Below are 20,447 nucleotides of genomic sequence, written 5' to 3' on the forward strand. Positions count from 1 at the left end.
CGGAAAACTTAACCCGCCGCTTCTCTGGTAGCGAACCATGCGCCCCCCAATATGGGCGGCCGCGTCCGTTCGTTCGCGTTATAGATTTCCAGAGGAGCTTCCATGCCCACTCCCGCCAAGGGCTATGCCGCCCAGTCGGCCGAAACGCCGCTCGCCCCCTTCTCTTTCGAACGTCGCGACCCGCAGGGCGACGATGTCGCGATCGACATCCTCTATTGCGGCGTCTGCCATTCCGACCTGCACACCGCGCGCGGCGAGTGGGCGGGCACGCAGTATCCGTGCGTGCCGGGCCATGAGATCGTCGGCCGCGTGACCGCCGTCGGCGGTGACGTGACGAAGTACAAGGTCGGCGATCTGGTCGGCGTCGGCTGCATGGTCGACAGTTGCGGCCACTGCCCGTCCTGCCATGACGGCGAAGAGCAATATTGCGAGACGACCGGCTTCGTCGGCACCTATAACGGCCCCGACCCCGTGTTGGGCGGCCACACCTTCGGCGGCTATTCCGACCATATCGTGGTCAAGGAAAGCTTCGTCCTGAAGATCAACCATGACGAGGCTGATCTGGCCGCCGTCGCGCCGCTGCTGTGTGCGGGCATCACCACCTATTCCCCCTTGCGCCACTGGAAGGTCGGGCCGGGCCAGAAGGTCGGCATCGTCGGCCTGGGCGGCCTGGGCCACATGGGCGTGAAGATCGCCGCCGCGATGGGCGCCGAGGTTTATGTCTTCTCGACCTCGCCGAACAAGGCCGAGGATGCCAAGCGGCTGGGTGCCAGGGACCTGATCGTGTCGAAGGACGCCGATCAGATGGCCGAACATGCCAACAGCTTCGACTTCATCCTGAACACGGTGGCCGCGCCGCATAACCTGGACGCGTTCCTGATGCTGTTGAAGCGCGACGGCACGATGACGCTGGTCGGCGTACCCGATTCGCCGCATCCGTCGCCCTCGGTCGGCAACCTCGTCTTCCGCCGCCGCTCGCTGGCGGGCTCGCTGATCGGCGGCATCGCCGAGACGCAGGAGATGCTGGACTTCTGTCACCAGCATGGCCTGACCGCCGACATCGAGATGATCGCGATGGACGAGGTCAACACCGCCTATGACCGGATGCAGAAGAGCGATGTGAAGTATCGCTTCGTCATCGACATGGCGACGTTGAAGCAGGACTGAGGCTGCTGAGTTCCACGCCCCTCCCGTAAACGGGAGGGGATGGGGGAGGGAACGCCACGAGCGACGGTCTCGGTGAGACTCCTAGCCCTCCCCCCGCCCCCTCCCGCCTGCGGGAGGGGGTGCGTTTTTTGGCGGGCGAGGTATCCTCCCAAGACAACCCCTTCGATTGCCCCCCTCCTCGCCAAGCCCTATATGCAGGATCTTCATGTCCAGCATTCCCTCCTCCGTCTTCGTTCCTGCCGATTGGCGCGACTTCCTGGCACTCACCAAGCCGCGGGTGATGACGCTGGTGGTGTTTACCGGCCTGTGCGGGATGCTGGCCGCCCCCGTGGGCGTCGATCCGGTGATCGGCTTCACCGCCATCCTGTGCATCGCGCTGGGTGCGGGCGCGGCGGGGGCGCTCAATCAATGGTATGAGGCCGATCTCGACGCGCTGATGAAGCGCACCGCCAAGCGGCCGCTGCCAGCAGGCCGCATGACCCGCGAATCGGCGCTGCATTTCGGCGTGGGGCTGGCCTGTTTCTCGGTCCTGCTGATGGGGCTGGCGGTCAATTATATCGCCGCCGGAATCCTGACCGTCTCGATCCTCTTCTACGTGCTGGTCTACACCGTCTGGCTGAAGCGTCGGACGCCGCAGAACATCGTCATCGGCGGCGCGGCAGGCGCCTTTCCGCCGCTGATCGGCTGGGCGGCAGCGACGGGTGAGATCGCGCTGCTCCCCTTCCTATTGTTCAGCCTGGTCTTCCTGTGGACGCCGCCGCACTTCTGGGCGCTCGCGCTGTTCGTGAAGACCGATTACGCCAATGCGGGCGTGCCGATGCTGCCCGTCGTCGCGGGCGAACGGGTGACGCGTGCGCAGATCGGGCTCTACACCATTCCGATGGCGATCGCCGCCGTCGCGCCCTGGCCACTCGGGCTGACGGGTTCGATCTATGGCGTGATCGCCAGCGCGGGCACGGCGCTGTTCGCCGCCTATGCCGCGATCGTCGCGTTTCGGCATACCCAGCCCGAAGACACGATGAAGCCCGAGAAGCGGCTGTTCAAATATTCGATTCTCTATCTTTTCCTTCTCTTTGGCGCGCTGGTGGTGGATCGTTGGGCATGACGCCTGACGATTCGAATCGGATTCGCGCCAAGCAGCGCGCCCGCGCCACCGCCATGGCATTGCTGCTCGGCTTTTTGGTGGTGCTGATCTTCTTCATCACCCTGTCGAAAATCCGGGCGGGCATGCACTGATGCGGATGACGCGCCAGGGTAGGACGGTCGCCCTCGCGCTGTTCGGCGTGGTGTTCATGACCGGCCTCGCCTTTGCCAGCGTGCCGCTCTACCGCATGTTCTGCCAGGTGACGGGCTATCAGGGCACGACCCAGCGCGGCAGTCAGGCGCCGGGCAGCGTCCACCGCCAGATCACGGTCAATTTCGACGCCAATGTCTCCTCGCGCCTCGCCTGGACCTTCAAGCCCGAGAACCCGCACGAAACCGTCGATATCGGCGCGCGCGACATGGTGTTCTTCACCGCCACCAACAACGCGAAAGTGCCGGTGACGGGCACCGCGACCTTCAACGTCACTCCCGACCAGGCGGGGCGCTATTTCACCAAGATCCAGTGTTTCTGCTTCACCCAGCAGACGCTGCAGCCCGGCGAAACCGCGCGGATGCCGGTGATCTTCTTCATCGACCCCAAGATCCTGAACGACCCCGACGCCAAGGACATCGAGACGATCACCCTGTCCTACACATTTTACCCGGTGGATTCGGCGAAGAAAGCGGGTTAGCCTGCCACCAAAATAGCAAAATCATAGGGACGGGATCATGGCTGGCGCGAAGAACCACGACTATCACATCCTGCCGCCGAGCCCCTGGCCGCTGGCCAGTTCGATGTCGGCGCTGCTGATGGCCTCGGGCGCGATCATGTGGATGCACAGCGTCCAGGGCGGTGGCTGGGCGTTCCTGGCGGGTCTGGCGGCGGTGCTGTTCTGCATGGGCAGCTGGTGGGCGGACGTGGTGCGCGAGGCGCATCATGGCGACCACACCCCCGTCGTTCAGCTCCATTTCCGATACGGCATGATCCTGTTCATCGCATCGGAAGTGATGTTCTTCGTCGGCTGGTTCTGGGCCTTTTTCGACTTTTCGCTGTTCCCGACCGCGATGAGCATCGTCGACGGCCAGGTCGAGCGCGCCGCCGAGGGCGCGACCGCGATCGTCACGCAATGGCCGCCCAAGGGGCTGGAGGTCATCGACGCCTTCAAGCTGCCGCTGCTCAACACACTGATCCTGCTGACCAGCGGCACCACCGTCACCTGGGCGCACCACGCGCTGATCCACAACCAGCGCGGCGGCGAGAAAAAGGGGCTTTGGGGTGCACTGGGCGTGGGCGACCGCGACGGCGTGCTCAAGGGCCTGTGGCTGACCGTGATCCTGGGCCTGATCTTCAGCGCGATCCAGGCCTATGAATATGTGCACGCGCCCTTCCCCTTTAAGGGCATCAACTATGGCGCGGCCTTCTTCATGGCGACCGGCTTTCACGGTTTTCATGTCATCGTCGGCACCATCTTCCTGATCGTCTGCCTGATCCGCGCCTATCGCGGCGACTTCACCCCGCGCCAGCATTTCGGGTTCGAGGCGGCGGCCTGGTACTGGCATTTCGTCGACGTGGTGTGGCTGTTCCTGTTCGTCACCATCTATGTCTGGGGTGGCTGGGGCGCGCCGGTCCATAGTGGCTGAGTCTACCCCGCCCACCATCGCGCAGGCGGCATTTCAGGGGCTGTGTCCGCGTTGCGGCCAGCCCCATTTGTTTGCCGGGCCGCTGTTTTCGCCCCAGGTGGTGACCTTCGCCGAGCGTTGCGCAGCCTGCGAGCTGGACTTCACCCAATTCAATGTCGGGGACGGCCCTGCCGCCTTCCTGACCCTGATCCTGGGCACGATCATCACCATCGCGGCGATCGCGGTCGAGCTGACGCTGCATCCGCCGCTCTGGCTGCAAATGGCGATCTGGTTGCCGCTGACCGCGATCGGCGTGGTGTATTCCCTGCGCATCGCCAAGGGCGCGCTGATGGCGGCCGAATATCGCAACGAGGCGCGCGAGGGCGCGGTCGTGCCGCGCGAGGATGACGGCGACGCATGAGGCGGGTACCGATCCTCCCCACGCTGATCGTCGGGCTGGCGGTCGCGGCGATGATCGCGCTGGGGCTCTGGCAGCTGCTCGACCGGCTGCCGCAGAAGGAAGCCTATCTGGCGCAGCTCGCCGCCAATCCGGCGCGCCCCGTCATCGCTTTTCCGCTGTACCCCGACGACAGCATGCTGTTCCGCCGCATGGTCGCCGATTGCCGCCCGCCCGTCGCCATCCGCCGCGCGGGCGCCGGGGCGGCGGGATTCCGCCTGATCGCCACCTGTCCGGTGCCGCGAGGGGCGATGCAGGTGCAATTGGGCACCACGCACGATCCGCGCGCGGTCAGCCATTGGCCGGGCGGTCGGGTGACCGGCTATGTTTCCCATGCGCCCGACGGTCGTTCGCTGCTCCAGTCGGCCTTCGACCATCGGCCGCAGCAGATGCTGCTGGTCGCCGACACCCCCGCGCCCGGCCTCGACGCGAATCCCCGCCCCGGGATCAGCGGGATACCCAACAACCATCTGGCCTACGCCATCCAATGGTTCCTGTTCGCCGCCATCGCCGCAATTATCTATGTTTTGGCGGTCATTCGGCGCAATCGAATGGTTGTGGTGACGGACGCACGCCGTTAAGCCGCAGCGCATCATGCGCTATCTCAGTACCCGTGGCTCCGCCCCCGTCCTCGATTTCCGGGGCGCGACCCTGGCCGGTCTCGCCAGCGATGGCGGGCTTTACGTGCCCGAAGCCTGGCCGACCCTGACCTTCGAGGAGATCGAGGGTCTGGCGGGCCTGTCCTATGCGCAGACGGCCGCGAAGATCATGACGCCGTTCGTCGGCGACAGCCTGAGCGCGGACGAACTCCAGGCACTGTGCGACACCGCCTATGGCCGTTTTTCGCACGCCGCCGTCACGCCGCTGGTCCAACTCGACCATGACCAGTGGCTGCTGGAGCTGTTCCACGGCCCCACGCTGGCGTTCAAGGACGTCGCGCTCCAGATGCTGGGCCTTTTGTTCGAGCGGTTCCTGCGCGGCACCGATACGAGGCTGACCATCGTCGGCGCGACCAGCGGCGACACCGGCTCGGCGGCGATCGATGCGGTGGCGGGGCGCGCCAATATCGACATCTTCATGCTCCACCCGGCGGGCCGCGTGACCGAAATCCAGCGCCGCCAGATGACGACGGTGCTCGCCCCCAACGTCCACAACATCGCGATCGAGGGGAATTTCGACGACGCCCAAGCGCTGGTGAAGGCGATGTTCAACGACCGCGCCTTTGCCGATCGCCACACCCTGTCGGCGGTCAATTCGATCAACTGGGCGCGATTGATGGCGCAGGTCGTCTATTATTTCTACGCCGCCGTCCGGCTCGGCGCGCCGGGCAAGCGTATCGCCTTCTCGGTGCCGACGGGCAATTTCGGCGACGTGTTCGCGGGCTATGTCGCGGCGCGTATGGGTCTGCCCATCGAGCGGCTGATCGTCGCGACCAACGTCAACGACATCCTCCATCGCGCTCTATCCTCGGGCGACTATTCCAAGGGTCAGGTGCAGGCGACCGCCACGCCGTCGATGGACATCCAGGTCAGCTCGAACTTCGAACGCCTGCTGTTCGATGCCAATGGCCGCGACGGCGTGGGCCTGGCGGCGCAGATGAAGGGGTTCGAGGGTTCGGGCGCGATGCGGCTGACCAATGCGCAAAGCCAGGCCATCGCGCCGCTCTTCACCAGCGCGCGCGTCGACGCCGATGACATGAGCCGCGCGATGCGCTGGGCGGCGGACGAGGCGGGACAGATCCTCGACCCGCATACCGGCATCGCCCTGTCCGCCGCACGCAAGAGCGGGCTGGACGTGCCGGTGGTGACGCTGGCCACCGCACACCCGGCCAAGTTCACCGACGCGGTCGAACGCGCAACCGGCAGCCGCCCCGCGCTGCCGCGCCGTGTCGGCGACCTGTTCGAGCGCGAGGAACGCTATACCACCCTACCCGCCACCTTCGACGCGGTGACGGCCTTTATCGATGGGCATGGTTTGCGCTAACGCGGCCCCATGAAACTCGAAACGATGATCGGCGAGCCCTGGGCGGATTACGGGCTGGTCGACTCCGGCCATGGTCGCAAGCTGGAACGCTATGGCCGGTTCCGCTTCATCCGCCCCGAACCGCAGGCGATGTGGGCCCCCGCCACCTCCGACTGGCGCGCGGCGGCCGAGTTCGTGCCCGGCTCGGACGAGGATGGCGGCGGCCGCTGGAATTTCAACGAGCCGGTGCCGCGCGACGGCTGGCCGCTGAAATGGAACGAGGTGCGCTTCACCGCGCAGAACACGCCGTTCCGCCATCTCGGCTTCTTCCCCGACATGGCCCCCGTCTGGAGCTGGATGCGCGAACAGGTCGACGGGCTGGCCGAGCCGGAGTGCATGAACCTGTTCGGCTATACCGGCGTCGGCACGCTCGCGATGGCGAGCGCGGGCGCCAAAATGGTCCATGTCGACGCCTCAAAAAAGTCGGTCGAGGCGGCGCGCGGCAATGCGATGCTGTCGGGCCTGGGCGATGCGCCGGTGCGCTGGATCATCGACGATGCCGCCAAGTTCGTCGCGCGCGAGGTGCGGCGCGGGCGGCGCTATGACGGCATATTGCTCGACCCGCCCAAGTACGGTCGCGGGCCGGAGGGTGAGGTCTGGCGGCTGGAGGAAGACCTGCCCGGCCTGATCGCCAATTGCCGCCAGCTGCTCGACGCCGACTCGCGCTTCCTGTTCCTGACGGTGTACGCGGTGCGCATGTCGGCGATGGCGATCGGCGAAATGATGCGCCAGGTCATGGCCGACCTGCCCGGCAAGGTGGAGTGCGGCGAACTGGGCGTGCGCGAAGAAGCACGGGGATTGACGCTGCCCACCGCCATCTGGGCGCGGTGGAGCCAGTAAGCAAAAACCTCCGTTCAGCCTGAGCGAAGTCGAAGGCCACGCCAGATCATAGCGGCGGGGCGTGTGCTTCGACTTCGCTCAGCATGAACGTAGCGGGGGTCGCGGGGCGGAAATGTCGATCAACGCCACCTCATAGTTCGCCACGGCTCCCCCCGTCTCGAACCGCCTGGCGATACGCCGCATCGCGCCCGGCGGGATCGGCCGATGGCCTTTCCGCGGTGTCCCCGCCCCGATCGCCCGAAGGGCGCGCATGAAGTCCGCCGCCGAGGCGTGCCGCTGTTCGAACGCCCGCGTCTCGACCGGCCAGCCCAGCGCCTCGACCGGCGGATAGAGCGGGCTCCCCGCCGCGAACCCTTCCGCCCGGTGTGCGTCATGCCACGCCGCGAAGGTCCCTTGGGTCAGCGTCGTCACCAATAGTCGCCCCCCCGGCGCGAGCAGCCCTGCCAGCCGCCGCAGGCCCGCCGCCAGATCGCCGAACCACTGCACCGCCAGGCTGCTGACGATCAGGTCGAACGCAGCCTCGCCCGGCAGGTCGGGACGCTCGCCATCCATCACCCGCCCGCGCACACCCGGATGCGCCGCCATCCCGCGCGCGAGCATGGCTGGCGCAATATCGGTCATCAGCCAGTCGGGTTGCGCCAGCCGAGGCAGGGTGGCGCCGGTCAGGAAACCCGTGCCGCAGCCCACCTCCAGCACGCGCGGGGCGGGCGGAGCGACCGCGACGATTCGATCGGCCAGCCAGTCGGCCACCTGCCGCTGGACCACCGCATGCACGTCATACGCCGCCGCGGCATCGAAGGCCCGCGCGATCCGCGCCGCGTCGGCCATCAGTCGCGCACCGACCGGATCGCCGCCGCCGCGAGTCCCGGCGCGCCTGCGACCAGCATCAACGAGACCGCCGCCAACAGCTTCAGCGCACCCATGTCGCCGCTTCCCGCCCCGAAGATCAGCAGCGGCAGGGCCAGCGGCAACAACAGCAACCCGGCAAGTCCCCCCGCCCCGCGCAAACCGGCGGTCAGTGCCCCCGTTGCCACCGCCAGCGCCGCCAGCCCCGGCGTGCCGAGCAGCAACCCCGCCTCGACCCGCACCAGCGCCGCCGCGTCCAGTCCGAACAGCCCGGCCGCAACTAGTGCCGCCAGCATCAGCGGCGGCGCGAAGGCGATCCAGTGCGCCACGATGCGCAGCGCCATGACCAGCGGCAGCGACAGGCCGTGGACGCGAATCTGGTCGAACCATCCCGATTCAACATCGGGCGCGACCAGCCGCTCGACCGGCAGCAGCGCGGCGAGCAATGCCGCCACCCAGATCGCCCCCGCGCCGACGCGCATCAGCACCGCGCGGTCGGGCCCGATGGCAAAGGGAAACAGCACCACCGCCAGCAGGAAAAAACCGCAGACCAGCCCCGCCCCGCCCCCGGCATAGCCGCGCCGCACGTCGCGCGCGATCAGGTTCAGCGCTGCGCTCACGCGGCCACGAAGCTATCGAGCGCCAGTGGCCGCGTATCGGCCAGCGCCAATGGCTGATGCGTGGTCAACAGAACCGCCCCGCCCGCCGCACGGTGGCGCGCGATGATCCGCTCCAGCATCGCGACGCCTTCGGTATCAAGCCCATTGCCCGGCTCGTCGAGCAGCCAGAGCGGCGCCTGCGACGCCAGCACGCGCGCCAGCCCCGCGCGGCGGCGCTGCCCGGTCGACAGCAGCCGTACCGGCACCTCAGCGAGCGTTGCCAGCCCCACCATCTCCAGCGCCGCCGCCACCCGCGCCGCCGCAACCGCCTGCCCGTCCAGTCGCGCCCAGAAGGACAGCGCCTCGCCCAGCCGCCGTTCGGCATCGAGCGCGAGGTCCTCGATCAGCAGGGCGATACGCCCCGACCGGGTGACGCAGCCCTCGAACGGAGCGATCAACCCGGCGGCCAGGCGCAACAGGCTCGACTTGCCGATGCCGTTGGGGCCGGTGACGATGACCGCCTCCCCCGCCGCCAGCGACAGCGACAATCGGGCAAAGAGCAGCCGCCCGCCGCGCACGCAGGCGACGTCGGACAGGTCCAGGATCACGCGACCGCGTCTTCCAGCGCGTGCATATCCGCGTCGGACAGGCCGAAATGATGGCCGATCTCATGGATCGTCACATGGACGACGAGATCGTCGAGCCGCACCCCCGTGTCGATCCATTCGTCCAGGATCGCCCGGCGATAGAGATGGATGCGGTCGGGCAAGCTGCCGGAATCCATCGAGCTTTTCTCGCCCACCGGCCGCCCGTGATACAGCCCGGTCAGGTCGAGCGGATGCTCGATCCCCAATGCCGCCAGCGTTTCGTCGTCGGCATAGTCCTCGACGATCAAGACGACATCACCCAGATGAACGCGGAATTCCTCCGGCAGGCGCGCGATCGCATCCCGCGCGATCGCCTCGATCACCTCGGGACCGGGTGCTTCACCAATCGCGTCTTGCCCGCTCATGGCCGCCGTCTTACCGCTGTGCCGGTCAAAAGAACAAGAGAAGCCAAGGGGACGATCATGGTGGAGCGGCTGAGCGAGCTGGACCGGGACGAGGCGCTGGACGGCCTGCCCGACTGGGACTGGGACGAGGGGCGCGATGCGATCAGCCGCCGTTTCGTTTTCGCCGACTTCAACGAGGCGTTCAGCTTCATGACCCGCGTCGCCCTGCTGGCGGAAAAGGCGGACCATCATCCCGAATGGTCCAATGTCTGGAACCGGGTCGACATCGTGCTGACCACCCATGACGCGGGCGGCCTGTCGCCACGCGACATCGACCTGGCCGAGGCGATCGACGCGCTTATAGACTAAAATCCTCCCCATCTTTGATGGGGAGGGGGACCGCGCTCGCAGGGCTTGGTGGAGGGGCATGGCCGCGACCGTCCGGCATCGCCCCTCCACCACCGCTTCGCGGCGGTCCCCCTCCCCAAGCACAGCTTGGGGAGGATTGGGGTTAGCCGACCGTCTGTTCGATCGCGCCGAAGATCGGATGGTGGCGGTCATCCTCCATCCAGATGCGAACGGTATCGCCCTTCTTCAGGAACGGCGTGACCGCCTGGCCGCCACGGATCGTCTCGATCATGCGCAGTTCCGCCAGGCAGCTATAGCCCACACCACCCTCGGCGACCGGCTTGCCCGGGCCGCCATCCGCATCGCGGTTGGACACGGTGCCAGACCCGATGATCGTCCCTGCCCCCAGCGCGCGGGTCTTGGCGGCATGCGCGACCAGCGTCCCGAAATCGAAGGTCATATCCTGCCCCGCATCCGCCCGACCGAAGGGCTGGCCGTTCAGGTCGACCTTCAGCACCCGGTGCAGCTTGCCGTCCCGCCACCAGTCGCCCAGCGACTCCGGCGTCACGAAGACGGGGGAGAAGGCCGAGGCGGGCTTGGACTGGAAAAAGCCGAAGCCCTTGGCCAGTTCGCCGGGGATCAGCCCGCGCAGCGACACATCGTTGGTCAGCCCCACCAGCCGGATCGCCGCCAGCGCCTCCTCACGGCTCGCGCCCATCGGCACATCGCCGGTGACGACGACGACCTCGCCCTCGAGATCGCAGCCCCAGCTTTCATCGGCCAGTGGAATGGCGTCGCGCGGCCCCAGGAACCCGTCCGAGCCGCCCTGATACATCAGCGGGTCATGCCAGAAGCTCTCGGGCAGTTCCGCCCCGCGCGCCTGACGGACCAGCGCGACGTGATTCACATAGGCCGAGCCGTCCGCCCATTGATAGGCGCGCGGCAGCGGCGAGGCGGCGTCATGTTCGTGGAAGCGCGCGCGCGGGATCGCCTCGTGATCCAGGTCGGTCGCCAGATTGGCGAGCGCGGGCCCATGCGTTTCCCAATCGTCGAGCGCGGCCTGCAGCGTCGGCACGATATGCCCCGCATCCGCATACCAGGCGAGGTCGCTCGACACGACGACCAGCTTGCCGTCGCGACCATGTTTGAGACTGGCGAGTTTCATGCAGGACTCCTCTTCGCTAACTGGTATCGGATGTAACCATCCGCCCGCGCTTGTCACGCATTGCAGGCGTGATCCTGCCCGAAACTTGACTTTTGGCAATGGCCAGCGCACATGCCCGCCCGTCGAGGCGTCCACTCGCAGCGTGAACGGACCATCTGGTCCCGGCTCCGCCCCGACCCTGTCTTCAGGCTTCCCTTGTCACGCGGGGTGTCATCAACCCCGGCCCGCGCTTGCGGCCTGTCGTGACTCGCGCGCCATGATTGAAAGTAATTCCATGTCCTTTTCCGAACTCGGCCTTGCCGAGCCGCTCGTCCGTGCGCTCGAAGCCAAGGGCTATTCCGAACCCACGCCGATCCAGCGCGATTCGATCCCGACGCTGCTGGAAGGCCGCGACCTGCTGGGCATCGCGCAGACCGGCACCGGCAAGACGGCGGCCTTCGTCCTCCCCTCGATCCAGCGTCTGGTCGAGGCGAACAAGCGCGTCCTGCCGACCCATTGCCGTATGCTCGTCCTTGCTCCCACGCGCGAACTGGCCAGCCAGATCGCCGAAAATGCCAAGGGCTATGCCAAATTCTCCAAGCTGGCGGTCGCGACCGTCTTCGGCGGCACCAGCCTGAACAAGAACCGGCAGGACCTGTCGCGCGGCGTCGACATTCTGGTCGCCACGCCGGGCCGCTTGATCGACCTGGTCGAGCAGGGTTTCCTGAACCTGTCGATGATCGAGATCCTGGTGCTGGACGAAGCCGACCAGATGCTCGACCTGGGCTTCATCCACGCGCTGCGCCGCATCGTGAAGATGATCCCGCGCAAGCGCCAGACGCTGTTCTTCTCGGCCACCATGCCCGCCGCGATCCGCGACCTGGCCGACAAGTTCCTCGACAATCCCGAAACCGTCACCGTGACCCCGGTCGCGACCACCGCCGAGCGCGTCGACCAGTCGGTGACCTTCGTCACGCAGCAGGAAAAGCAGGCGCTGCTGACCATCCTGCTCGCCGATCCCGCGATCGAGCTGGCGCTGGTCTTCACCCGCACCAAGCATGGCGCCGACCGCGTCGTGAAGCTGCTGGCGGGCAACGGCATCGCCGCCAACGCCATCCATGGCAACAAGAGCCAGGGCCAGCGCGAGCGCGCACTGGGCGAGTTCCGTTCGGGCCAGACCCGCGTGCTGGTGGCGACCGATATCGCCGCGCGCGGCATCGACATTCCGGGCGTCAGCCACGTCTTCAACTTCGAGCTGCCCAACGTCGCCGAGCAGTACGTCCACCGCATCGGCCGCACCGCGCGCGCCGGTCGCTCGGGTATGGCGATCGCCTTCTGCGCCGAGGATGAGCGGCCCTATCTGAAGGATATCGAGAAGCTGACGCGGCAGAAGATCACCGTCGTGCCGCTCCCCGCCGACTTCGTGAAGCGCGCCGAGACGATCAAGTCGCAACGGGTGAAGGCGATCGGTGCCGATCCCGCGCCGCGCGTCGACCGTCCGCGCGATCCGGCGCGTCCGCGCGCCACGCATCACCCCCGTGCGACGGACTCGCGGGCCCCGCAGGGTCGCCAGCCGCGCCGTCGTGGCGGCGGTGGCGGTGCGCCCGGTGGTGGCGGCGGCGGTCGTGGTCGCGGCGGCCAGGGCCGCCCCGGCGGCGGTGCCGGTCGCGGCGCGCAGGGCTGAGCCCCTTCTTAAGCCCCTCCCGCAGGCGGGAGGGGTTTGGGGAGGGCAAGAAGTCTCACAGAGACTTGCGCCTGCGGCCTGCCCTCCCCCATCCCCTCCCGTTTACGGGAGGGGCGTGCCAAGCCGCAGACGCTGGCACCATAAGCCCCTCTTCTGCGTTGAGCGCATAACGATTCCCGCGCATCAGGAGAGGTTGCCATGGATATTGCCCACACCCCCGCCGCCGAACGCATCGCGCGCGTGCTGTGCGGACAGCGGCTGAGCGCCAATGCGGGCGGCGATTCCGAGTCGGCCGCCAAGCTGGTCGACGCCCATTGGCGCGACCACATGTCCGATGCGCTGGCGGTGCTGCGGACCCTGCGCGAACCCGATCAGGCGATGGCCGATGCGGGCGACCCTGCGATCTGGGAAAAGATGGTGCGCGTCGCGGTCGAGGCCGCCAAGCCGCCAAAGGTCACGCTGTAAACCACGCCGGGGCCCGCCCCCTACACCGTCACCTGCTCGCCCAATTCCAGCACCTTGCCCGGCGGGATCCGCAGAAATTCGGTCGGGTCGCTGGCATTGCGCTGCAGGAACATGAACAGCCGGTCCTGCCACAGCGGCATGCCCTTTTCCGCTTCGGGTTTCAGGGTGTTGCGGCCGATGAAATAGCTGGTCTTCATCGGGTCCAGCCCGGTGGGCTTGCTGTCGAGGCCCAGATCGCGGGGCAGGTCGCGCGGCACGTCGGGCGACTCCATGAAGCCATAGGTCAGCGTGACGGTCGCGAAATTATCGTCCAGCCGCTCGACATGCGCACGCCGCTCCTGCGCCACATAGGGCCGGTCGGCGGTGCGGATCGTCATCACCAGATTCTGCGCGTGCAAAATCTTGTTGTGCTTCAGATTGTGGAGCAGCGCGCCCGGGGCCGAGGCGGGATTGGCGGTCAGGAACACCGCCGTCCCCGGCACCCGCTCGGGCGGGCGCTTGGCGAGCGCGGCGGCCAGATCGGCGAGCGGAATCGCCTGCCGCTTCTCGAAGGCCGACACGATCCCGCGCCCGCGTACCCAGGTATAGATGACGAGGCCGACGCCCGCGCCGACCAGCAGCGGCACCCAGCCTCCCTCAATCACGCGCAGGATATTGGCGCCGAAGAACACGAGGTCGAGCGACAGGAATGGCAGGATCGCCGCCAGCGCCAGCGGGCGCGACCAGCCCCAGCGGTGACGCACCACCAGATAGGCCAGGCACGTCGTCACCACCATCGTCCCCGTCACCGCGATGCCATAGGCGGCGGCCATCGCCGAGGACGTCTTGAACTGGATGACCAGCACCAGCACGCCGAACAGCAACAGCCAGTTGATCGCGGGCAGATAGATCTGCCCCTGGAAATCGGCCGAGGTCTGGCGCACCCGCAGCCGCGGCAGGAAGCCGAGCTGGATCGCCTGCTGGGTCAGCGAAAAGGCGCCGGTGATGACCGCCTGCGCCGCGATGACGGTGGCGAGGCCCGCCAGCACGATCAGCGCGGGGCGAAGCGGCTCGGGCGCCATCAGGAAGAACCAGTCCTGATTGGTGAAGGGCTGGCCGCTCGCCGTCGCCTGCTCGAGCGTGGACAGCGCAAAGGCGCCCTGCCCCAGATAGTTGAGTGCCAGCGCGGGCAGCACCAGCGAGAACCAGCCGATGCGGATCGGCAGCCGCCCGAAATGGCCCATATCGGCGGTCAGCGCCTCCGCGCCCGTGACGGTCAGGAACACCGCGCCCAGCACGAACAGCCCGACGACGCCGTGGCTGGCGAGGAAGCCGACGCCGTAACCCGGCCAGACGACCCGCGCGATCGAGGGTTCGTCGGCGATATGCCAGATGCCCAGCCCGCCGATGACCAGGAACCACAGGATACAGATGGGGCCGAACAGCTTCGACACCTGCGCCGTGCCGCGCGACTGGATGCAGAACAGCCCGACCAGGATGACGATCGTGCACATCCGGATGACGCTTTCGTCGAAGAACGACGCGGCCGAGGGAATGGTCCGCAATCCCTCCATCGCCGACAGCACCGACAGCGCCGGCGTGATGATCGCATCGCCGTAAAAGAGCGATGCCCCCGCCGCGCCCAGCACCAGCGCGATGCGCGAGCGCGCACCCGCCGCCCGCCGGGCGAGCGCGGCCAGCGCCAGCACGCCGCCTTCGCCCTGATTGTCGGCGCGCATCAGGAAGACGACATATTTGATCGTCACGACCAGGATCAGCGACCACAGCGCCAGGCTGAGCACGCCCAGGATCTCACTGGGGTCGATGCCATCGCCCGCCGATTGCGACAGGGCTTCGCGAAAGGCGTAGAGCGGGCTGGTCCCGATATCGCCGAACACCACGCCGATCGCGCCGATGGTCAGTGCGACGAGCGCCGGGTGACGGTGCACGCCTGCGTCCGCCGTCTCGGTCGATGAAGCCGAAAGGCCGGTCATCTCGCCCCTCATGTCGGTTGCCGTCCCCGTCATGCCCGCCGGAACCCCCTGTACCAAAAGGACGGCGCGCTTTACGCTTCTGCGCGCTCGACGCAAGGGCTTTCGGCGGCCGTCTGCAAACGCTTGATATTGCCCGGCGTCAAGCGCATGGACCGGAAATGGTTCCCTTTTCGTTCGGCGGTCATGCATTCCAGGCGCTGGCCGATGGTGCACTATACTGGCCCGCACGGGGGGCCTTGCTGGTCGCCGACCTCCATCTGGAGAAGGCCAGCTGGTTCGCGGGCGGCGGACAGATGCTGCCGCCCTATGACTCGCTGGCGACACTGACCGAACTGACCGCGATCGTGGCGCGGACGGGCGCGCGGGAGGTCTGGTGCCTGGGCGACAGCTTCCATGACGCGGATGGCTGCGACCGCCTGCTGCCGGACGCACGCGCGATGCTGCTGGCGCTGACCGGCGCGACCGACTGGACCTGGATCACCGGCAACCACGATCCCGTGTTGCGCGACCGCTGCGGCGGTGCGGTAACGGAGGAGGCCCTGGTCGACGGCCTGATCCTGCGCCACGAAGCCGATCCGGCCGAGACTCGCCCCGAACTGTCGGGGCATTTCCACCCCAAGCTGCGGCTGCGGGTGCGTGGCAAGCTGGTCGCGCGGCGGTGCTTCGTGGGCACGGCGAACAAGCTGATCCTGCCCGCCTTCGGGGCGCTGACCGGCGGGCTGGACGTGGACCATCCCGCGCTGCGCCAGGCGGTCGGCCGCCCCGCCGAGGCGCTGGTCCCGGTTCGCGACCGGATGCTGCGTTTCCCTGTCGCGGCGTAGCGATCCTCCCCGGTACGGGGAGGTGGCAGGGCGAAGCCCTGACGGAAGGGGGGGTTCCACACAAGACGCCCCTTGCGGCCCGCCCCCTCCACCAGCCTGCGGCTGGTCCCCCTCCCCGTGCCGGGGAGGATTTCACCGCCCCTCCGGCGGTTCGCGCTCCAAGACCCAATCCTGGCTGACGATGATGATCGAACGCACCGGCCGCCCGTCGGCGTCGCGGGACGGGTCGTAGCGATAGCGTTTCTCGATCAGGCTGCACGTCGTCTCGTCCAGCGCGCGGTTGCCGCTGCTCCGGGTCACGACACAGCCGCTGACCCGCCCGTCGACATTGACGAAATAGCGCACCGTCACGCTGCCGCTCACCCCCGCCTCGGCGGCTTCGCGGGGATAGTCGGAGTCCTTGATGCGGCCCTTGATCCGGCGCGGCGGCGTGTCGTCGCCATAACCGTCGCCGTCCCCCGATCCGCCGCTGCCCGTACCGTTGCCGATCCCGCCCGCCCCCGTGCCGGGGCCGGGCTTGTCCGACGCGCCCTGGCTCGCCTGTGAGCCCGTGCCCGCGACCGGCGCGGCGATCACCGGCGAGACGGGGGGCAGCACGACGACCGGCGGCGGCGCAACCACTTGCGTCGCCTGCGACCGGAGATTGGGCGGTGCGGCCGCGCCGCGCGGGCGCTGGGTCTGGACCCGCTTGGGCTGGATACGCGGCGGCGGGGGCGGCGCGGGTGGGCGGACGTCGAAACTGTCCAGCGCCTCGGCCGGAACCGGCAAGGTCGGCGCGAACCCCAGTCCGACGATCAGGGCATAGCCCATGCCCCCCACGATCAGCGCCGTGGGAATGCCTGCGCGCAGACGGTCGCGCCAATCGGGCCGGGCCAGCGTCATGATGGACAGGTGGGAAGCCCCGCCACGCCCCGCAAGCCGCTTATCCTCTGTCCCCCGCCCGCCGTCCGTGCCACAGGATCGTCATGCAACCCCGATCCGCGCCAGAAGGAGCCCGCGCATGACCCAATCCGATATCCTGATCGTGGGGTCGGGCGCGGCCGGGCTGACCGCGGCGCTGAACCTGGCCGACCGCTTCAAGGTCACGGTGCTGGCCAAGGGCAAGATGAACGAGGGCTCGACCGCCTGGGCGCAAGGGGGCATCGCCGCCGTCCTCGAACCCGGCGACACCTTCGAGAGCCATATCGAGGATACGATGGTGGCGGGCGCCGGCCTGAACGACCGCGCCACCGTCGAGTTCGTCGTCGAGAACGCCCCCGCCGCGATCGAGCGTCTCCAGAAGCTCGGCGTGCCCTTCGCGACCGAGGGCAATATGCTGCACCTCACGCGCGAGGGCGGGCATTCGCACCGCCGCATCGTGCATGTGGCGGACGCGACCGGCTGGGCGGTGCTCGACGCACTGCTGAAGGCGGCGGACGCGCATCCCAACATCACCATGGTCCCCGATCAGGTCGCGATCGACCTGGCGACCAGCCGCCACGAGATGCGCTATTCGGGGGCGGGGAATGTCTGGGGCATCTATGCGGTTGACCGGCGGACGGGCCGCGTCGTCCTCCACACCGCCCGCGCGACGATCCTGGCCACGGGGGGGGCGGGCCGGACCTATCAATTCTCCACCGCGCCCAAGGGGGCGACCGGCGACGGCATCGCCATGGCCTGGCGCGCGGGCGCGCGGGTGTCGAACATGGAGTTCATGCAGTTCCACCCGACCTGCCTCTACAACACCCAGGTCAAGAATTTCCTGATTACCGAGGCGGTTCGCGGTGAAGGCGGCCACCTGAAGATCCCCGAGACCGGCCACCGTTTCATGCCCGATCTCGACCCCCGCGCCGAACTCGCGCCGCGCGACATCGTGGCGCGCGCGATCGACCATGAGATCAAGCGGCTGGGCCTGGATTATGTCCATCTCGACATCAGCCACCAGCCGCCCGCCTTCATCCGCGAGCATTTCCCCAACATCCACGAAAAGCTGCTGAGCCTCGGCATCGACATGACGGTGCAGCCGATCCCGGTGGTGCCCGCCCAGCATTATACCTGCGGCGGCGTGATCGTGGACCGCGACGGGCGCACCGACCTGCCCGGCCTCTATGCGGCGGGCGAGGTGACGCAATCGGGGCTGCACGGCGCGAACCGCCTGGCTTCCAACTCGCTGCTCGAATGCTTCGTCTATGGCGAGGCCTGCGCCAACCATATCGCGCAGCATTGGGACGAGCTGCCCCCGCCGCCCGCCATCCGCGCCTGGGACGAAAGCCGCGTCACCGATTCGGACGAAGAGGTGGTCATCAAGCAGAACTGGACCGAAATCCGCCGCTTCATGTGGAATTATGTCGGCATCGTCCGCACCACCAAGCGGCTGGAACGCGCGCAGCACCGCATCCGCATGCTGACCGACGAGGTGAACGACTATTACGGCCATTTCCGCGTCACGCCCGACCTGATCGAGCTGCGCAACCTGCTCCAGACCGCCGAGCTGATCGTCAACTGCGCCCTCCACCGCAAGGAAAGCCGGGGGCTGCACTATACGCTCGATTACCCCAAGACGCTGGACAAGGCGGTGGACACGATCCTGATTCCGTAACCTTCAACTCATCCCCTGGAAGGATTCCTCTGCGAAACTTCCTCTCCACCATCCCGGCGAAGGCCGGGATCCAGTTTCGGGGTGACTGTAAGTTACTCTTATGGTTGCCCAACTGGACCCCGACCTCCGCCGGGGTGGTACATGGTTCCAGGCGACGTGCCGACTTTCGCAGAGGTATCCTGGAAGGGGAGGAGTAAGTAGGTTTCGCGTCTTGTCGCGCGCGTGCGGCCTTTCGTCGCAACCCTTTGCCACGGGGATTTCCCCCACTGGGTCAGCCCGTAAGGATGCCGATGTGTAGCGGGGTACAGCGGTGACGAAGCGAGTATCGAACGGCGGGCTGCGTTTATGGCCTGCCGGGTTTCTCCTCCTGGGGCTGGCAGGTTGCGGAGCCGATTCACGCCCCGGCGCGACCTCTCATGCCCCCAGTGTCGCCGATCCGCAGATTTCGGTGTCGATGCCGCTCCCGCCCCCCCGGCCCAGCCGGGCGCCCGCCGCACCGGCCGAGCTGGTTTCGACGATCAATCGCCTTTCCGCCGGGTTTGCGGGCAAGAAGGGCATTGCCGTGCGCGCGGTCGATGACGGCTGGACCGTCGAGGTCGGTGGCCGCCAGCGCCTGCCGCAGCAATCCGTGTCCAAGCTGTGGGTCGCGATCACCTTGCTCGACCTTCGCGACCGGGGCCGGGCGCGGTTGGACGAGCCGATCGTCGTGCGGCGCGAGGATCTGACCCTGTTTCACCAGCCGATCGCGATGCTGGTCAAGGGCGACGGATACCACACCACGGTCGGCGAGCTGCTGAACCGCGCGCTGACGATGAGCGACAATACCGCCAACGACCGGCTGCTGACCTATGTCGGCGGGCCACAGGCCGTGCGCGCGATGATCGCGAACAAGCGGCTGGGCGATATCCGCTTCGGTCCCGGTGAGCGATTGCTCCAGGCAAAGACCGCCGGACTGACCTGGCAACCGGCCTTCGCGATGGCGGGCGCGTTCCAGGCGGCGCGCAACCGGCTCGATCCGGCGGCGCGGACAGCGGCGCTCAATGCCTATGTCAACGATCCGCCCGATGGCGCGGCGCCCATCGCCATCGCCGATGCACTGGCCCGGCTGGCGCGTGGCGAGCTGTTGTCGGAAACCTCGACCCGCATCCTGATCGATACGATGGAGGCCTCGCGCACCGGCCATGCCCGCCTGCGCGCCGCCGTGCCCAGCGGCTGGACGATCGCGCACAAGACCGGCACCGGCCAGGATCTGGGCCGCCGCAATGCGGGCTTCAACGATGTCGGCCTGCTGACCGCCCCCGACGGCCGCCGCTTCGCCATCGCGGTGATGATCGGCGACACGACCGAGGATATCCGCAAGCGGCAACAGCTGATCCAGAATGTCGCGGCGGCGGTGGCCAATGCGGCGGGACCGCCGCGTGGGCCGGTGGCGGTGGCGAACTGATCGAGGTTTCTGGTCTAACGGTTTTCTACCTCCAGTTGCGGACATTGGCAAAAGCGGGCAGCGTTCTGCAATGGGTAGAACGGAACGTAGACAGTTGGGGCAGGTGGCGTGAGGTTCGCGGGCCTACTGATACTGCTCGCCTTCGGCTGCTGCCTGTTTTTGGGCGCTCGCTCGGGTCGAATGACCGTCAAGTGGTTCCCGGATGCGGAACGAGAAACCAATCCGGTATATTTCTGGTCTGTCGTGGCGCTTTACATGCTGTTCGTGGTGTTCGGCATTTGGATCCTAATGACACAAGATTGAACGTCGACTTTCCACCTCATTCTCTTCGCTAGACCAGCCCATCAGGCTGAGCGTGACCCATC

Annotated in this window: 22 protein-coding genes; 15 read left to right on the forward strand and 7 right to left on the reverse strand. The window is 67.5% G+C overall.

Features of this window, described 5'->3' with window-relative positions; all coding sequences use genetic code 11:
- Positions 1–102 precede the first annotated feature (102 nt).
- The 9 genes from AC1GI4_RS10230 (at position 103) to AC1GI4_RS10270 (ending at position 7,189) form a co-directional block, all read left to right on the forward strand.
- A complete protein-coding gene (locus AC1GI4_RS10230; protein ID WP_294270713.1) occupies positions 103–1,167 on the forward strand; it encodes an NAD(P)-dependent alcohol dehydrogenase in 1,065 nt (354 codons plus the stop codon).
- Positions 1,168–1,372: 205 nt separating this feature from the next.
- Positions 1,373–2,272 carry a heme o synthase gene (locus AC1GI4_RS10235; protein ID WP_479629425.1) on the forward strand — a complete coding sequence of 300 codons (900 nt, stop codon included), beginning with the start codon at positions 1,373–1,375 and terminating at the stop codon, positions 2,270–2,272.
- Entirely contained in the window at positions 2,269–2,403 is a 135-nt protein-coding gene (locus tag AC1GI4_RS10240) for a hypothetical protein (protein ID WP_275044973.1), read from the forward strand. The genes AC1GI4_RS10235 and AC1GI4_RS10240 overlap by 4 nt, the downstream gene beginning before the upstream one ends.
- The gene (locus AC1GI4_RS10245; protein ID WP_394664629.1) at positions 2,403–2,942 is read left to right on the forward strand and encodes a cytochrome c oxidase assembly protein; all 540 of its coding nucleotides are present in this window, start codon (positions 2,403–2,405) and stop codon (positions 2,940–2,942) included. Before AC1GI4_RS10240 ends, AC1GI4_RS10245 begins: the two co-directional genes overlap by 1 nt.
- Before the next feature lie 37 nt (positions 2,943–2,979).
- Entirely contained in the window at positions 2,980–3,891 is a 912-nt protein-coding gene (locus AC1GI4_RS10250) for a cytochrome c oxidase subunit 3 (protein WP_479629426.1), read from the forward strand.
- A complete protein-coding gene (locus AC1GI4_RS10255) occupies positions 3,881–4,291 on the forward strand; it encodes a DUF983 domain-containing protein (RefSeq protein WP_479630390.1) in 411 nt (136 codons plus the stop codon). Before AC1GI4_RS10250 ends, AC1GI4_RS10255 begins: the two co-directional genes overlap by 11 nt.
- Positions 4,288–4,908 (forward strand): SURF1 family cytochrome oxidase biogenesis protein, encoded by a 621-nt coding sequence (locus AC1GI4_RS10260; protein WP_479629427.1) that lies wholly within the window; start codon positions 4,288–4,290, stop codon positions 4,906–4,908. Before AC1GI4_RS10255 ends, AC1GI4_RS10260 begins: the two co-directional genes overlap by 4 nt.
- 13 nt (positions 4,909–4,921) lie before the next feature.
- Positions 4,922–6,310, forward strand: a complete 1,389-nt coding sequence (gene thrC, locus AC1GI4_RS10265) for a threonine synthase (protein ID WP_479629428.1) — start codon at positions 4,922–4,924, stop codon at positions 6,308–6,310.
- Positions 6,311–6,319: 9 nt separating this feature from the next.
- On the forward strand, positions 6,320–7,189 hold the full coding sequence (locus AC1GI4_RS10270) for a class I SAM-dependent methyltransferase (protein ID WP_433909439.1): 870 nt from the start codon (positions 6,320–6,322) through the stop codon (positions 7,187–7,189).
- Between the two features lie 78 nt (positions 7,190–7,267).
- On the opposite strand, the gene AC1GI4_RS10275 is transcribed toward AC1GI4_RS10270, so the two are convergent.
- From AC1GI4_RS10275 to AC1GI4_RS10290, 4 genes are read right to left on the reverse strand one after another with little or no spacing between them, the layout of a single operon-like run.
- Positions 7,268–8,017, reverse strand: a complete 750-nt coding sequence (locus tag AC1GI4_RS10275; protein ID WP_479629429.1) for a methyltransferase — start codon at positions 8,015–8,017, stop codon at positions 7,268–7,270.
- Entirely contained in the window at positions 8,017–8,655 is a 639-nt protein-coding gene (locus AC1GI4_RS10280; protein ID WP_479629430.1) for a heme exporter protein CcmB, read from the reverse strand. Before AC1GI4_RS10280 ends, AC1GI4_RS10275 begins: the two co-directional genes overlap by 1 nt.
- Positions 8,652–9,242, reverse strand: a complete 591-nt coding sequence (ccmA, locus tag AC1GI4_RS10285; protein WP_479629431.1) for a heme ABC exporter ATP-binding protein CcmA — start codon at positions 9,240–9,242, stop codon at positions 8,652–8,654. The genes AC1GI4_RS10280 and ccmA overlap by 4 nt, the downstream gene beginning before the upstream one ends.
- Positions 9,239–9,646 (reverse strand): metallopeptidase family protein, encoded by a 408-nt coding sequence (locus AC1GI4_RS10290; protein ID WP_479629432.1) that lies wholly within the window; start codon positions 9,644–9,646, stop codon positions 9,239–9,241. Before AC1GI4_RS10290 ends, ccmA begins: the two co-directional genes overlap by 4 nt.
- Before the next feature lie 57 nt (positions 9,647–9,703).
- Between AC1GI4_RS10290 and AC1GI4_RS10295 the strand changes: the two genes are divergently transcribed.
- Positions 9,704–9,994, forward strand: a complete 291-nt coding sequence (locus AC1GI4_RS10295; RefSeq protein WP_479629433.1) for a 4a-hydroxytetrahydrobiopterin dehydratase — start codon at positions 9,704–9,706, stop codon at positions 9,992–9,994.
- Between the two features lie 142 nt (positions 9,995–10,136).
- On the opposite strand, the gene AC1GI4_RS10300 is transcribed toward AC1GI4_RS10295, so the two are convergent.
- Positions 10,137–11,138 (reverse strand): fumarylacetoacetate hydrolase family protein, encoded by a 1,002-nt coding sequence (locus tag AC1GI4_RS10300; protein ID WP_479629434.1) that lies wholly within the window; start codon positions 11,136–11,138, stop codon positions 10,137–10,139.
- A 274-nt stretch (positions 11,139–11,412) separates the two neighbouring features.
- Here AC1GI4_RS10300 and AC1GI4_RS10305 point away from each other — a divergent pair, with 274 nt between their 5' ends.
- Positions 11,413–12,801 carry a DEAD/DEAH box helicase gene (locus tag AC1GI4_RS10305; RefSeq protein WP_294273983.1) on the forward strand — a complete coding sequence of 463 codons (1,389 nt, stop codon included), beginning with the start codon at positions 11,413–11,415 and terminating at the stop codon, positions 12,799–12,801.
- Between the two features lie 198 nt (positions 12,802–12,999).
- Positions 13,000–13,266, forward strand: a complete 267-nt coding sequence (locus tag AC1GI4_RS10310; protein ID WP_294273985.1) for a hypothetical protein — start codon at positions 13,000–13,002, stop codon at positions 13,264–13,266.
- A gap of 20 nt (positions 13,267–13,286) precedes the next feature.
- Here AC1GI4_RS10310 and AC1GI4_RS10315 read toward each other — a convergent pair whose 3' ends face one another.
- On the reverse strand, positions 13,287–15,239 hold the full coding sequence (locus tag AC1GI4_RS10315; protein ID WP_294274021.1) for a potassium transporter Kup: 1,953 nt from the start codon (positions 15,237–15,239) through the stop codon (positions 13,287–13,289).
- Between the two features lie 158 nt (positions 15,240–15,397).
- Here AC1GI4_RS10315 and pdeM point away from each other — a divergent pair, with 158 nt between their 5' ends.
- The gene (gene pdeM / locus AC1GI4_RS10320) at positions 15,398–16,060 is read left to right on the forward strand and encodes a ligase-associated DNA damage response endonuclease PdeM (RefSeq protein ID WP_479629435.1); all 663 of its coding nucleotides are present in this window, start codon (positions 15,398–15,400) and stop codon (positions 16,058–16,060) included.
- A gap of 132 nt (positions 16,061–16,192) precedes the next feature.
- Here pdeM and AC1GI4_RS10325 read toward each other — a convergent pair whose 3' ends face one another.
- Positions 16,193–16,942: an energy transducer TonB gene (locus AC1GI4_RS10325; RefSeq protein WP_479629436.1), complete on the reverse strand. Its 750-nt coding sequence runs from the start codon at positions 16,940–16,942 to the stop codon at positions 16,193–16,195.
- A 118-nt stretch (positions 16,943–17,060) separates the two neighbouring features.
- On the opposite strand from AC1GI4_RS10325, the gene nadB reads away from it, so the two are divergent.
- The gene (gene nadB, locus AC1GI4_RS10330) at positions 17,061–18,638 is read left to right on the forward strand and encodes an L-aspartate oxidase (RefSeq protein WP_479629437.1); all 1,578 of its coding nucleotides are present in this window, start codon (positions 17,061–17,063) and stop codon (positions 18,636–18,638) included.
- Between the two features lie 454 nt (positions 18,639–19,092).
- The gene (bla, locus tag AC1GI4_RS10335) at positions 19,093–20,082 is read left to right on the forward strand and encodes a class A beta-lactamase (RefSeq protein ID WP_479629438.1); all 990 of its coding nucleotides are present in this window, start codon (positions 19,093–19,095) and stop codon (positions 20,080–20,082) included.
- Positions 20,083–20,447 lie beyond the last annotated feature (365 nt).

This window comes from Sphingomonas sp. 77B, assembly GCF_056497825.1.

What these genes read in the sequence shown, in the direction of transcription:
- AC1GI4_RS10230 (WP_294270713.1), top strand. Translation starts at nt 103, where the DNA reads ATGCCCACTCCCGCCAAGGGCTATGCCGCCCAGTCGGCCGAAACGCCG.
- AC1GI4_RS10235 (WP_479629425.1), top strand. Translation starts at nt 1,373, where the DNA reads ATGTCCAGCATTCCCTCCTCCGTCTTCGTTCCTGCCGATTGGCGCGAC.
- AC1GI4_RS10240 (WP_275044973.1), top strand. Translation starts at nt 2,269, where the DNA reads ATGACGCCTGACGATTCGAATCGGATTCGCGCCAAGCAGCGCGCCCGC.
- AC1GI4_RS10245 (WP_394664629.1), top strand. Translation starts at nt 2,403, where the DNA reads ATGCGGATGACGCGCCAGGGTAGGACGGTCGCCCTCGCGCTGTTCGGC.
- AC1GI4_RS10250 (WP_479629426.1), top strand. Translation starts at nt 2,980, where the DNA reads ATGGCTGGCGCGAAGAACCACGACTATCACATCCTGCCGCCGAGCCCC.
- AC1GI4_RS10260 (WP_479629427.1), top strand. Translation starts at nt 4,288, where the DNA reads ATGAGGCGGGTACCGATCCTCCCCACGCTGATCGTCGGGCTGGCGGTC.
- thrC (WP_479629428.1), top strand. Translation starts at nt 4,922, where the DNA reads ATGCGCTATCTCAGTACCCGTGGCTCCGCCCCCGTCCTCGATTTCCGG.
- AC1GI4_RS10270 (WP_433909439.1), top strand. Translation starts at nt 6,320, where the DNA reads ATGAAACTCGAAACGATGATCGGCGAGCCCTGGGCGGATTACGGGCTG.
- AC1GI4_RS10275 (WP_479629429.1), bottom strand. Translation starts at nt 8,017, where the DNA reads ATGGCCGACGCGGCGCGGATCGCGCGGGCCTTCGATGCCGCGGCGGCG.
- AC1GI4_RS10290 (WP_479629432.1), bottom strand. Translation starts at nt 9,646, where the DNA reads ATGAGCGGGCAAGACGCGATTGGTGAAGCACCCGGTCCCGAGGTGATC.
- AC1GI4_RS10295 (WP_479629433.1), top strand. Translation starts at nt 9,704, where the DNA reads ATGGTGGAGCGGCTGAGCGAGCTGGACCGGGACGAGGCGCTGGACGGC.
- AC1GI4_RS10300 (WP_479629434.1), bottom strand. Translation starts at nt 11,138, where the DNA reads ATGAAACTCGCCAGTCTCAAACATGGTCGCGACGGCAAGCTGGTCGTC.
- AC1GI4_RS10305 (WP_294273983.1), top strand. Translation starts at nt 11,413, where the DNA reads ATGTCCTTTTCCGAACTCGGCCTTGCCGAGCCGCTCGTCCGTGCGCTC.
- AC1GI4_RS10310 (WP_294273985.1), top strand. Translation starts at nt 13,000, where the DNA reads ATGGATATTGCCCACACCCCCGCCGCCGAACGCATCGCGCGCGTGCTG.
- AC1GI4_RS10315 (WP_294274021.1), bottom strand. Translation starts at nt 15,239, where the DNA reads ATGACCGGCCTTTCGGCTTCATCGACCGAGACGGCGGACGCAGGCGTG.
- pdeM (WP_479629435.1), top strand. Translation starts at nt 15,398, where the DNA reads ATGGTTCCCTTTTCGTTCGGCGGTCATGCATTCCAGGCGCTGGCCGAT.
- AC1GI4_RS10325 (WP_479629436.1), bottom strand. Translation starts at nt 16,942, where the DNA reads ATGACGCTGGCCCGGCCCGATTGGCGCGACCGTCTGCGCGCAGGCATT.
- nadB (WP_479629437.1), top strand. Translation starts at nt 17,061, where the DNA reads ATGACCCAATCCGATATCCTGATCGTGGGGTCGGGCGCGGCCGGGCTG.
- bla (WP_479629438.1), top strand. Translation starts at nt 19,093, where the DNA reads ATGCCGCTCCCGCCCCCCCGGCCCAGCCGGGCGCCCGCCGCACCGGCC.